General features: G+C 62.6%; 12 protein-coding genes. 6 read left to right on the top strand and 6 right to left on the bottom strand.

Annotated elements, in window-relative coordinates:
* Positions 1–78: 78 nt before the first annotated feature.
* Positions 79–1089, top strand: a complete 1011-nt coding sequence (locus Q7P63_15910) for an SDR family oxidoreductase (GenBank protein ID MDP0501578.1) — start codon at positions 79–81, stop codon at positions 1087–1089.
* A 37-nt stretch (positions 1090–1126) separates the two neighbouring features.
* Here Q7P63_15910 and Q7P63_15915 read toward each other — a convergent pair whose 3' ends face one another.
* The 4 genes from Q7P63_15915 to nusA are packed head-to-tail and all read right to left on the bottom strand — an operon-like array spanning position 1127 to position 6924.
* The gene (locus tag Q7P63_15915; GenBank protein ID MDP0501579.1) at positions 1127–2281 is read right to left on the bottom strand and encodes a zinc-dependent alcohol dehydrogenase; all 1155 of its coding nucleotides are present in this window, start codon (positions 2279–2281) and stop codon (positions 1127–1129) included.
* 47 nt (positions 2282–2328) lie between these two features.
* On the bottom strand, positions 2329–2904 hold the full coding sequence (locus Q7P63_15920) for a ribosome-binding factor A (GenBank protein MDP0501580.1): 576 nt from the start codon (positions 2902–2904) through the stop codon (positions 2329–2331).
* Between the two features lie 36 nt (positions 2905–2940).
* Positions 2941–5619 (bottom strand): translation initiation factor IF-2, encoded by a 2679-nt coding sequence (gene infB / locus Q7P63_15925; GenBank protein ID MDP0501581.1) that lies wholly within the window; start codon positions 5617–5619, stop codon positions 2941–2943.
* A 51-nt stretch (positions 5620–5670) separates the two neighbouring features.
* On the bottom strand, positions 5671–6924 hold the full coding sequence (gene nusA, locus Q7P63_15930) for a transcription termination factor NusA (GenBank protein MDP0501582.1): 1254 nt from the start codon (positions 6922–6924) through the stop codon (positions 5671–5673).
* 354 nt (positions 6925–7278) lie between these two features.
* On the opposite strand from nusA, the gene Q7P63_15935 reads away from it, so the two are divergent.
* Together Q7P63_15935 and Q7P63_15940 are read left to right on the top strand one after the other, a co-directional pair.
* Positions 7279–7893 carry an RNA-binding protein gene (locus tag Q7P63_15935; protein ID MDP0501583.1) on the top strand — a complete coding sequence of 205 codons (615 nt, stop codon included), beginning with the start codon at positions 7279–7281 and terminating at the stop codon, positions 7891–7893.
* A 189-nt stretch (positions 7894–8082) separates the two neighbouring features.
* Positions 8083–8604 carry a hypothetical protein gene (locus Q7P63_15940; GenBank protein MDP0501584.1) on the top strand — a complete coding sequence of 174 codons (522 nt, stop codon included), beginning with the start codon at positions 8083–8085 and terminating at the stop codon, positions 8602–8604.
* Positions 8605–8672: 68 nt separating this feature from the next.
* Here the strand turns inward: Q7P63_15940 and Q7P63_15945 are convergent, their stop codons facing one another.
* Positions 8673–9290, bottom strand: a complete 618-nt coding sequence (locus tag Q7P63_15945; GenBank protein MDP0501585.1) for a queuosine precursor transporter — start codon at positions 9288–9290, stop codon at positions 8673–8675.
* Positions 9291–9394: 104 nt separating this feature from the next.
* On the opposite strand from Q7P63_15945, the gene Q7P63_15950 reads away from it, so the two are divergent.
* Both Q7P63_15950 and Q7P63_15955 read left to right on the top strand, forming a co-directional pair.
* On the top strand, positions 9395–11185 hold the full coding sequence (locus Q7P63_15950) for a SulP family inorganic anion transporter (protein ID MDP0501586.1): 1791 nt from the start codon (positions 9395–9397) through the stop codon (positions 11183–11185).
* Complete coding sequence (locus Q7P63_15955; protein ID MDP0501587.1) at positions 11185–11409, top strand: hypothetical protein; 225 nt, start codon at positions 11185–11187, stop codon at positions 11407–11409. Before Q7P63_15950 ends, Q7P63_15955 begins: the two co-directional genes overlap by 1 nt.
* Positions 11410–11577: 168 nt before the next feature.
* On the opposite strand, the gene Q7P63_15960 is transcribed toward Q7P63_15955, so the two are convergent.
* Entirely contained in the window at positions 11578–11943 is a 366-nt protein-coding gene (locus Q7P63_15960; protein MDP0501588.1) for a nucleotide pyrophosphohydrolase, read from the bottom strand.
* An 84-nt stretch (positions 11944–12027) separates the two neighbouring features.
* On the opposite strand from Q7P63_15960, the gene Q7P63_15965 reads away from it, so the two are divergent.
* A complete protein-coding gene (locus Q7P63_15965) occupies positions 12028–12351 on the top strand; it encodes a DUF971 domain-containing protein (protein ID MDP0501589.1) in 324 nt (107 codons plus the stop codon).
* Positions 12352–12484 lie beyond the last annotated feature (133 nt).

Raw genomic sequence — 12484 nt, forward strand, 5'->3', positions numbered from 1 at the left:
GCGCAGCCGCTTCTTTACCGGGATCACCCCAGGATAAGCCGAGTGGCATCGTTCCGGCTGGCAACAAGGCCTACTCCCATGAAACCCTCCCATACCCTAGCCCTTGGTGCCCTCGGCCTGGGTGCAGCCACCGTCTGGTGGCATCAGCGCCGGCCCCGTTATTCATTTGCCGACCGTGTGGTGGTCTTGACCGGCGGCTCGCGCGGTCTTGGCCTCGAACTGGCGCGTCAACTGGCCGAAGAAGGGGCCGTGCTGGCCCTACTGGCGCGCGATTCGGATGAATTGCTGACCGCAGCGCATGAGCTACGAGCCCTCGGGGGCGCCGTGCGGTGCTACCCGTGCGACGTCGGCAGCGCCGAGGAAGTCGAGCACACCATGCATGCCATCGATGCCGACCTTGGCCGGATCGACGTGCTGATCCACAACGCGGGCCGGATCCTCTGCGCGCCGGTGGACAATCTGCGTCGTGAGGATTTCGAGGCATCCATGCGCACCCATTTTTACGGGGCGCTGCACACGACCCTGGCCGCTCTTCCGATCATGCACCGCCAACGGGAGGCGCGCATCCTGTATGTCAGCTCCATCGGGGGCAAGATCGGCATTCCGCATATGGCCCCCTATTCTGCCAGCAAGCACGCGCTGGCCGGCTTCGCCCGTGCCCTGGCGGCAGAGCTGCGCCCAACCCAAATTCGTGTAACGCTGGCTTGCCCGGGGCTGCTGCGCACAGGCTCTCACCGCGCCGCCCTCTTTGGCGGCAAGGCGGAGGCAGAAGCCCGTGTCTTTACGGCTGCCGCGACCGCACCAGGCGTCACCGTCTCTGCGGATTTGGCGGCGCGACGCTTGATCGAGGCCTGCCGTGCCGGACGGGCGGAAGTGACCTTCCCTTGGCAGTGGCGCATGACGGGAGCCGGTTTCGAACTGTTTCCTGAAATGGCGCAGACGGCCAACGGGCTCATCTCCCGTGTCTTGCCGGCTGCCACGCCCACCCACACGCCAATTCGCACTGGCAAGGAGGTGCGCGGCCCACAGCCGGGCGTCTGGTCGAAGCGACACGAAGAGCAGCTGGCGGCACGCATGCACCAGCACTAAAAAGCCGGCGGCTTGATTGGCCGCCGGTCCATTCGTTTTACGGGGTCAGGACAACCTTCACACAGTTGTCCTGCTTTTTCTTGAAGATATCGTAGCCGTGGCTGATCTCCGAGAGCGGCAGGCGGTGGGTGATGATGTCGTCGAGCACGATCTTGCCCTCCTCGACGAGATGGCAGAGGTGGTCGATGTATTTGTGTACCGGGGCTTGACCGGCCGCGATCTTCAGGCCCTTGTCAAAAATCTGGCCGATCGGGAAGTTGTCGTAAGACATCCCATAAACGCCAAGAATGCTGACCGTGCCGCCACGGCGCACGGCGCTGAAGCAGCTCCTGAGCGCGTTGATCGTGCCGACTTGCAGGTGCACAATGTTTCCGAGCTTGTCGAGTGTGCTGCGTTCGGCCTCCATCCCCACGGCGTCGACGCAAACATCGGCCCCACGTCCTTCCGTCATCTCCCGAATGACTTCGACCGGATCGGCCTCCTTGTAGTTGATCGTCTCGCTCTTGGCAGTGCGCTTCGCCATATCGAGTCGGTATTGCTCCTTGTCGATGCCGATCACGCGCTTGGCCCCTCGTAGCCAGGCCACTTTTTGAGCCATGAGGCCAACGGGGCCACAGCCGAAGACGGCGACGGTCTCCCCACCCTGCACGTTGGCCCAGTCGATCCCCGTATACCCAGTCGGGAAAATGTCCGTCAGAAAAAGGACCTGTTCGTCGGTCAGCGCCGGGCTGACCTTGCGGGGGCCAAAATCGGCATAGGGTACGCGCACGTATTCGGCTTGGCCGCCATCGTAGCCGCCATACATGCCGGTGTAGCCAAAGAGCGCCCCACCCTTCTGGTGCAACAGGCCGCCTTCGGGGCCGTAGTTGTCGTTGGAATGCTCGCAGTGGCCGGGCAATTCGTGCTGGCAAAAGAAGCAGCACCCGCAGGCGATAGGGAATGGCACGACGACGCGGTCTCCCTTGCGCAGCGTTTTGACTTCGCGGCCTACCTCTTCCACGATGCCCATAAACTCGTGGCCGGGCACCATGTTTTTGAGCTGCGGCAGATAGCCGTCGTAGATGTGGAGGTCGGACCCGCAAATGGCCGTAGCCGTGACGCGGATGATGGCGTCTTGCGGGTCGAGGATCTTCGGATCGGGCACGTCTTCGTAGACGATCTTCCCAGGGCGGTGAAAAACGGCTGCTTTCATACTACAGCCGTGAGCAATGCGTCTGCCAATCCTAACGAGGATGCACCCTACGAGCGGCGTTCCTCGTCTTCATCGTCATCCTCTTCGTCCTCGTAATCGTCCTCCTCATCCTCGTAATCCTCATCGTCGTCGAAGTCGTCATCATCTTCTTCGTCGTCGTAATCAGAGGCATCGTCGTCGGCGTCTTCGTAAGCTTCATCGCTGTCGAAGTCGTCGTCGCCTTCCTCGTCACCCACGTCTTCGTCTTCATCCGCAGGCTCAGGCTCGGGCTCATACTTGAGCTCGCCCGAGTAGCCCATCTCGTCGAGCAGGGCGTTGATTTCGGCGCCCCGCTCCTGAGAGGGATCGTAAACAAAGTCGAGGTGCGGCAGGTACTTGAGCGTGATGGTCTTGCCCATGTAGTGCCGGATTTCGACGTGATTACGGGTGAAGAAGTGGTCTGCATCGCGCTGCGCCGACTCGTCGCCAAAGACGGAGTAGAACACCTTCGCCGTGCGCAAGTTGGGGGCCACGTCCACATCCAGGATGGTGATGGTCGTGGCCCGGGAGCGAAAGCGCGTGTGCAGGATCATGCTGATCTCGCGCTTGAGCAGCTCGTTAACGCGGATCTGCCGCTGTGACATAGGTCTGGTCTCGAGTTGGGTGGAGACACCAGCGCCCTAGAGCGCCGGCTTGATTTTGAGGATCTCGTAGCACTCGATGATGTCGCCCATTTCGTAGGCATCCTGATCACGCAGCTGCAAACCACATTCGTAGCCGGCACGGACCTCGTTGACGTCGTCCTTGAAGCGCTTGAGCGTCTGGATCTTCGCTTCGGAGATCTGGTTGCCCTTGCGGAAGAGGCGTGCGAGGTGGTCGCGCTTGATGCTGCCTTCGGTGACCATGCAGCCTGCCACCTGGCCCTTGCCCAGCGGGAAGGTCGCGCGGACTTCGGCCGCACCGATCTTGTTCTCGCGGAACTCGGGGTCGAGCAGGTCGGCCATGGCGGCTTTCACCTGGTCGATCAACTCGTAGATGATGTTGTGGCGGATGATATGGATGTTGTGGTGCTTGGCCACGGCCTGGACGCCGTTTTCCATGCCCACGTTGAAGGAGACGAGCGAGGCGCCGTCGGCAGTGTCGGCGAGCACGACATCGTTCTTGGTGATGTCGCCCACGCCCATGTCGATGACGTCGATGTCGATCTTGTCGCTCTTGATCGAGAGCAACGCAGCGGAAAGCGCTTCGGCGGTGCCATACACGTCGGCCTTGACGATGCACTTGAAGGTCTTCTTCTGCGTGCGGGCGATAGCGGCAAAGAGGTCTTCGACGCTGGCGCGACCTTCGTCCTTCTGCGAGGCTTCGAGCTGCTTGCGCTCGCGCTCGTTGTCGGACGCGATGGTCTTCGCTTCGCGCTCGTTCTTGACCTCGTAGCAGGTGTCGCCGGCATCGGGCGGGCCGGACCAGCCGGTGATCTTGACCGGGGTGCCCGGGGTAGCCGACTTGATCTGGTTGCCCTTGTCGTCCATCAGCTGACGGACGCGGCAATAGTTTTCGCCACACACGAGAGCGGCACCCGGCTTGAGCGTGCCAGCCGTCACGATGACGCTGGCAGTCGAACCACGGCCAAGCTCCTTCTGGGCTTCGATGACCACGGCTTCGGCGTTGCCCTTGACGCGGGCTTCGATGCCTTCAGTCACTTCGGCCTGCAGGAGGATGGAGTCGAGCAGACCTTCGATGCCGAGGCCCTTGAGGGCGGAGACTTCGGCGGTGAGGGTTTCACCACCCAGCTCTTCCGGCGTCAAGTCGCGCTGCATCAGCTGCTGGCGCACGCGGTCGGGCTTGGAGCCCGGGGCGTCGACCTTGTTGATCGCCACGACGACGGGCACTCCGGCCTTGCGGGCGTGGCCGAGAGCCTCGTCCGTCTGCGGCATGAAGCCGTCGTCTGCGGCCACCACGAGCACCGCGATGTCCGTCACATTGGCACCACGGGCACGCATGTTGGAGAACGCGGCGTGGCCCGGGGTGTCGATAAAGGTGATCTTCTTGCCGTTGTGCTCCACCTGATAGGCACCGACGTGCTGCGTGATGCCACCGGCTTCGCCCTTGACCACGTTGGTCTTGCGAATGGTGTCGAGCAGCGTCGTCTTGCCGTGGTCGACGTGACCAAGGATACAGACGACGGGGGCGCGGGGCTCCAGCTCTTCCTTCTCGGCTTCTGTTTTCTTGGCCTTGACGGGTTGCTGGGGTTGCGCTTCGCCGCGGTGCTTGATGTCGAGCTCAAAGCCGTGGCTGCGAGCGATCTTGGTCGCCACCTCTTCCTCGATCGCCGTGTTCATGGAGGCGAAGATGCCCAGCTCCATCAGCTCGGAAATAAGCTGGAAGGGCTTCTTGCCAATCAGGACGGCGAAGTCGCGGACGACGATGGGGGTCTTGACCTGCAGCTTGCGCAGCTCGCGGCCAGCGGGCTTTTCGGCGGCGGGTTGGCCTTGCGGCGGCACCGCCGGGGGCGGCGTCAAAGACTTGGGCGCGTTGGTGGCGGCCGGGCGAGGCGGTTGCATCGGCGGCGGGGCCATGCGCTGCGGGCCACCCGGGCGGGGCGGCGTCATCGCCTTGGGGGCATTGCCACCCCCACCCTGTTGCGGGGCCGGGCGCGGCGGAGCCATCGGGGCGGGCGCGCTGCGGTTTTCCGGGGCCTGCGGGCGGGCGGGCGGCGGGGAAACGGGGGCCGGTCGGTTGGCGGGGGGTGCCACGGGCTCGGGCGCCTTGGCGGTTTCCGGGGCCTTGACCACCGGGGCTTCGGGCTTGCGAGCCTCCGGCTGGCGCGGCTTTTCGGCCGGCGGCAGGTCACTCCGCAACACGGGGGATGCGGGGGCCGGGCGCGGGGGCACCACGGCGCGCGGGGCATTGCCTTGCGCGGCGGGCGGCGGAGGCGTCGGGCGGGCGGTGACCGGCGGGCGCTTCGGCAGGGGCGGCGGGGCCTTGACTACCGGGGCGTTCCCGGCGGGAGCCGGGCGCGGCGGCACGACCACGCGGGGCGCCTTGTTGCTCTGCTCCTGTGCTTCGCGTTCGGCGCGCTCGCGCTCGATGTCTTCCTTCGAGCGGACGACGGCGCCGGCGGGCAGCTTGGGTGCTACGCTTTGCGGTTGGTCGGAAGAGCCGTCGTTCTCGGAATCGGAGGACGCGTCACCAGACGCAGCGCCTGCGTTGCCAAATTCGCTTCGCAGGCTTTCGGCCGAAATGTTGTCGATCGTGCTGGAGGCACTCTTCACTTGGTACCCGCGCTTTTTAAGCAGGTTAATGAGTTCGGCATTGTCCATACCGATGTCTTTGGAAAGCTCGTATATCCGAACAGCCATGTATTAATTATAAAAGGTCAGCTCTGCGTTTCAGTCAATGGGCGGATGCGCTTAGGCACCCGCGCTGTTGCGGTAGTCGGAGACGATTTGCACCAGCGCCTCGGCGTCTTCCGTCGTAAAGCCGAGTTCTTCGAGGTCGTCCGCTTCGACGCCTTCGAAGGCTTCGGGCGAGGTGAAGCCGTTCTGGACGAGGAAGATCGCCACATCGCGGTTGATGTTGGGCAGTTGCGTCCAGCGGGCGATACCGGCCTCCAGCTTGTCGTCGAAGCCGGCTTCGCGATGTTCTTCCTTCGCGATGTCGAGCTTCCAGCCGAGGAGGCGGTGGGTCAGTCGGGCGTTCTGGCCGTGGCGACCGATCGCGATGGAAAGGTCTTCTTCCGACACTTCAAAGTAGATGCGACTGTGGGCTTCGTCAAGGCGCACGTTTTTCGGGCGGGCGGGCTTGATCGCTTCTTCGAGGAAGCGCACCGGGTCGGCATCCCACTTGATGATGTCGATCTTTTCGCCGCCGAGCTCACGCACGATGCTCTTGACGCGGGCGCCGCGGGCGCCGACGCAGGCGCCGACGGGGTCGACCTTGTCGTCGTTGCTGCGCACGGCGATCTTGGTGCGGTAGCCGGGCTCGCGGGCGATGGATTCGATGACGACGGTGCCGTCGGCGATTTCCGTCACCTCAAGCTCGAAGAGGCGGCGCACAAACTTGGGGCTGGCGCGGCTGAGGATCAACTCGGGGCCACGGTTGGTGGCTTCGATGCTCGCGAGGAGGCAGCGGATGCGTTCGCCGGGGGCGTAGTCTTCCCCCCGCACGCGTTCGCGTGGCGGCAGGATGGCTTCGGCCTTGCCCATGTCGACGATCAGGTTGCCTCGTTCGCGGCGGCGGACGATCCCCGTCACGATGTCGCCCACCATGTCTTTATAGTCGTCGTAAATGCGCTCCTTCTCGAATTGGCGAAGGCGCTGCATGATCGTCTGGCGCGCGGTCTGCGCGGCAATGCGGCCCAACTGCTCCGGGTCCATCTCCTTCTCGATGAAGAGACCGACGTCGGCATTGGGGTTGAGCGCGCGCGCTTTTTCGATGTGGATCTCCCGGCTGGTATCACTCACCGAATCGACTACTTCCATGATCGCCCAGGCCTTGAGACCCCCGGTGCGCGGGTTGATCTCGATCTTGAGTTCCTGGCCGGCATTCACGCCCTTGGAGGCCGCGCTGCGGATAGCATTGGAGATCGCCGCGATCATTTCCTCACGCGGGATCCCCTTCTCTTTCTCCATGTATTCGAGGACGGAAAGTATCTCTTGGCTCATCGGTGTGTGTATCAGATAGACCCCATCAGGGACAAAAAAAGCGGGCGGAAGGCCCACTTTCACGACGGTGACGGGTTGGGAAAGCGAGTATTAAGCGGGATCGCGTGTTACCTGTCAAGCGTCGGCCCGGAAACGGCGCGCAGGATGGTGAAAAATACCGGCCCCTCCCCCCGCGAAAACCCATCAGTCTGGATTGACAGCAGGCTCGACTCACGCATGATTGCCTCCGTTGAATCCAGGTGCAAGGTCAAGGGCGGAAACTGCCGGTTGAAGGAGCTTCAGGGGCGGTTTGAAATCCGGTGCGCGGAAACGACTTGATCCAGACCTATTAGTCAGGGACAGAGTTAGATGAGTATGAAGTTGTTTGTTGGGAACGTCAATTGGGACGCTCCAGTGGAAGAAATCAAAGCGTACCTCGGTCAGTTCGGCGAAATCGAGGACTTCTTTTATCCGTTAGATCGTGAAACCGGTCGCCCCCGTGGCTTCTGCTTTGTCACGTATACCAATGAAGAGGATGCTCAAACTGCCCTCAAGGCTCTCGATGGGGCTGAATTTGCCGGTCGCCCCCTGAAAGCCAACCCTGCTGTGCCGAAGGAAGACCTCGGCGGCGGCGCTCCCCGCGGCCCCCGTGGCGGTGGTGGCGATCGCCCGCGTCGTCCCTTCAACGACGGCCCCCGTGGCGGTGGCGGCGGCGGCTTCCGTCCGCGTAGCGACGCCCCTCGTGGCGGTGGCGAACGTGGCGGCTGGGACCGTGGCGGCGATCGCGGTTTCGACCGTGGCGAGCGCAGCGGTGGTGGCGGCGGTTACGACCGTGGCGCACCCCGTGGCGAGCGTAGCGGTGGCAGCTGGGATCGCGGCGGCGACGACCGTCCGCGCCGTGGCTACCCGACCCGCCCCTCCTCCGGCGGTGGTGAAGATGATGGCGTGCGCATCCGCGTCCCCCGCCGTCGCTACACCGACGACGAATAAGGCGCTTGCCAGCCCACCTTTTTCCTTTTTCGCGCGGAGGCTCTCACCTCCGCGCTTTTTTTGTGCCAGCCCCAAAACAACCGCTATGACCCAATACCCCCATAATACGGTCATACAAACACTCATTACCAGTTGACATTATACGGTAGCAGGCTAAGCGTGGCCACGCCAACTTTAACTATTCTATGTATGAATAAGCTATCTGCCTGTCTCTGTTTTCTGCCCATCTCTTTAACATTTGTCTCGCCTCTAATGGCGCAAACATCCGACGCCACAGAAAGACGGCTCGGGATTGGAGTATCCTACGGAAGCGAAGATCTCTTCGTCTGCACTTTTGATGTGAACGGATGGATGATAGGAGCTTTCGGCAAAAACTGGTCAACGGCCGAAAAGCGGGAAGCTGGGACGAGCAACTACGGTCGCACGAAAATAGGAGAAACCGAATCGGTTTGGGGCTTCGACCTTGGGTATGCCTACCCAGTCTTGAACCGTCTCCGTATCGGCGCTGAAGCTTCCGTAGCGTGGGAAACCACTTACGGTAAGTACCAAGACGGCAGATTCACGGAAGGCTACTACCTTTCAGAGGAAGAAGACAAAACACATGCGGGCGTGGGAGCATTCGCAGCTTTTGCCGTTACTCAAAACCTGGAGCTGACCGTCAACGCAAGCACCATTAAGGGTTATGGCGGAGGCATCATGCTTCGCTTTTAAAGCGAAGCATGCCTTGTCTCGCCCCATGAACAGGAGCGAACAAGTCACACCGGCTCCCGTCATTACCTCTACACCACCGGCAGCGACTTGAAGCTGGCGCCGCCTTTGTCTTCGCTGCGGGGGCGGATGAAGGCGTAGAGGGTGCCGACGATGGTCTTGGTCACGATCTCGCCGAAGATCACTGCTGCGAGCATCTTCCAGCCGAAGATGCCCGCGAAGGCCACGAGGTTGAACACGGCAGAGTCGACGGGGATGCTGACCGCGTTGGAGCCGAGCACGCGCACCATCCAGCTGCGCTCGCGCAGGCGGTGGTAGACCTCCGTGTCCATGCTCTCGGCAATGAGGATCGCCAGCACCGAGGCGGCAAAAACGCGCACTCCACCCTCGCGCAGGTAGCCGAAACCTTCCGCCAGCCACTCGGAGCCGCCGCGCAGGCACAGCTCGATCAGCGGAGCGCCCCAGAGGTATTTGAAGGATACCAGCAGCAGGAGCGTGAGCAGGGCCGTTGTGCCGATCACGGCGTAGACGACTTTGCGGCCGTAGACGTGCATACGGTCGCGCTGCGTAAAGGTGAGGCCGAAAATGAGCGTGCCGACCGCGACCTGCCCGAACAGCGGGAAGGGGATAAAAAGAGTGGCCGTCAGATTCGCCGCCAGCACGGCCAGAATGTAGATTAAGATAGGCATGGGGCGGACGAAAAATAAAGGTAGCTAGTCCCCATGCCTACGGGCGGCAATCGCTAAAATAAAGATTGCCGCGCGAGTTATGGGATTTTTGCTAGCCCTGCGCCATGTTGATTCGCTTTCTCCAACACCTCCAGCCGCTGCCTCTGGCTTCCGTCGCCCGGCAGTATCAACGGTTTGAGCTGAAGGGAGACATGCAGGCCGGCCTCAACACCGCCCTGCTGGCCTTTCCCCAGGGGATCGCCTACGCCTCCATCGCAGGTCTGCCGATCCAGTATGGCATTTTCGGCTCGATTATGGCCGCCTTGGTCGCGCCGTGGTTTTCGGGCTCGCGCTTCATCACGCCGGGGCCGACCAATGCCACTGCCGCCATGGTGCTGGCGACCTTCCCCACCCTCGGCCTCGCGACCGAGGCGGAGCGGGCGTTGGGCCTGCCGCTGGTCCTGCTGATGACGGGCAGCTTTCTGATTTTTGGTGCCATCCTGCAGGTGGCCAACCTGATCCAGTATGTTTCGCGCTCGGTCGTAACGGGCTACATCTCCGCCGCCGCCGTCTACATCATCATCAACCAGATCCCGAAAGTCCTGGGGCTGACGCTGGAGGCACCACCGGGGGCCAACATCCTGACGCTCGTCTGGCACACCGTGCTGAGCCTCGGCACCTTCCAGATCAGCGCAGTCCTGATCAGCGCCCTGACTTTGGTAATTTACCTGACGGTGACGCGCTGGCGGCCCAAGTGGCCGGTGGTGGCGCTCGTGCTGTTTGTAGTCTCGGCCATTACGGCGGGGATGACGGCACTGCACGTGTTCGACTTGCTCGACGGCCCGGTCGCCCACGCCTCGGCGATCAAGCCGGACAACTGGGTCATCTCGCCGCCCCTGAGCCGCGGCAACTGGACCGATTTTGCCACGGTAGCCCTCACGCTGGCCTTCCTCATCGCGCTGGAGTCGATCTCGATCGGCAAGACGCTCGCCGCCCGGAGCGGTCAGCGCCTCGATGCCAACCAGGAGATCCTCGGGCTGGGCCTCGCCAACGTGGTCTGCGGCCTCTACCAGGGCATGCCCGCCGGGGGCTCGCTCACGCGCTCGCAGCTCAACTTCAGCAGCGGGGCCAAGACGGGCTTTTCCAATATCTACAGCGGGCTGATCTGCCTCGTGGGCGCCCTGACGCTCGGCCAGTTGACGGGCTTTATCCCGGTGCCGGTGCTGGGCGTGCTCGTCATTACGATCGGGATCTCGCTCATCAACCGCAAGGTGATCCGCGTGGTGTGGTCGACCACCGTGTCCGACCGGATCGTGTATCTCGTGACGCTCGTCTCCGCCCTGATGCTGCGGCTCGACTTCGCCATTATCCTCGGCACCGCCACCAGCATCCTGCTCTTCCTGCGCAAGGCCGCCCAGCCGGAGCTGATGGAATACGGCGAGGAGGAGGCCAGCCGCTTTGCCCCCAAGGACGGCGCGCCGACAGCCGAGATCGCCATCGTCCACGTGGAGGGCAACCTGTTCTTTGGCGCCGCCGAGCTGTTCCGCGACCAGATGCGCCGGGTGTGCGAGCGCCAGAACCAGAAGATCGTGATCCTGAAGCTGCGCAACGCCCACCACCTCGACGCCACCGCCGTGCTCGCCCTCGAAGAGCTGGTGCGCTACATGCAGGAGACCAGTCGCCGCCTGTTGATCAGCGAAGCGCGCGACGAGACGATGCGCATCTTCCGCAACAGCGGCCTGCTCGCCGTCATCGGGCAGGAAAACGTCTTTGCCGATGATGCGCACAACCCCACCCTCTCCACCTCGTTGGCCCTGCGGCACGCGATGCGCCTGATGGGTGGCCAGGAGGCCGAAGTAAAAATCTTCGTTGGCGGCTCGCATCGGCCGGATGAACCCGGTAAACAAGCTTCGTGATGGACGCTTCCCGCCCTTCCCTTGCCGCAATTCTGGCCCTGGCCGCCTCGCTGATCCTCGTCGTGACGGGCTCGGCCATGGTGCTGCTGTTTCTCTATTCGTTTGCGATGCTCGCCGTGAGCGTCGTGCTGATCGTGATCGGAGCGGCCCTGCTCTGGTGGGGCATGAAGCGCCTCCACACGCAGCAGGAGGCGGCCAACCAGAGCGGGCCAGAGCAGGCCTGAGCGACGGGCGACTTTGGTCGTGGCACTCTTCCAGAGTGCATTCTTGGGCTTGTAAAACCCGGGGTATCGATCCGCTCTTGCGGACCTCAACCCCGCGCTAAGATCTGGCAAGCCTCTGGCTTGCTGGACAATTCAGCATCCCGGAGGGCGTGCTACGGCGACAACTCGCTACAACTCCGTATACTTCAGGCTTTTGCCTTTGGCTTTTTCGACGGGGTATTTGCGGTCGTTCTTCTCGATCTTGGCGCGGATGGCCTCGGCGAGGTCGATGCCGCTGATGTTGGAAAACTCCATCGCGTAGATCACCACGTCGGCCAGCTCCTCGCGAATGGCGGCGGTCTTGGCGGAATCGCGGGCGATTTCGCGGCTCTGCTCGGAGCTGCACCAGAGGAAGTGCTCCATCAGCTCCCCCGCCTCGGCAGCGAGGGCCATGGAGAGGTTTTTGGGGCTGTGAAACTGCTCCCAGTCGCGCGCGTGGGCAAATTCAAATACGGCCTGCTTCAGTTCGGCCACGGTGGTCTCGGCATCGGCCATTGCCAGCAGCCTAGCCCCCGAAACCCCAAACTCAAGCACGGAAAACACTTGCGGCATTCACCAGTTGAGCATAGCTGTAATCGGGTGGCAGGTTTCAAGCCGACAGACGTCCAACTCATTGGGCAAGAGGTAGCAATTCGCTGGTCGGACGGCCGGGAAGACTTCATCCCGATGGAGCGCCTGCGGGCGTGGTCCCCCAGTGCCGAGAATATGGGCGAGCCCGACATCTTCGGGCGCATCCACGGCGCCGACCCGCGCGACTCTTTCCCGGGCGTCACCGTGGTCGGCTGGGAGCTGGTCGGCACCTACGCCATCCGCTTTATTTTCTCCGACCGTCACCAGTCCGGCCTCTACAGCTACGCCTACTTGCGCCGGCTCGGAGATTATGTGGCCGAGGATGCAACCTGAGCTCACTCTGGTCTGTTTACCCTCGCAGGATTGAACATTTGCTTGAATTAAAGGTCCTACTAAACATGCACCACCCTGCCAGCGCGGATCCCTTAACCTGTGCTTAAGAAGCGTTGGGATGTGACGTTGTAGC

The sequence above is a fragment of the Verrucomicrobiota bacterium JB022 genome (assembly GCA_030673845.1).
Classification (GTDB): domain Bacteria; phylum Verrucomicrobiota; class Verrucomicrobiia; order Opitutales; family Oceanipulchritudinaceae; genus WOUP01.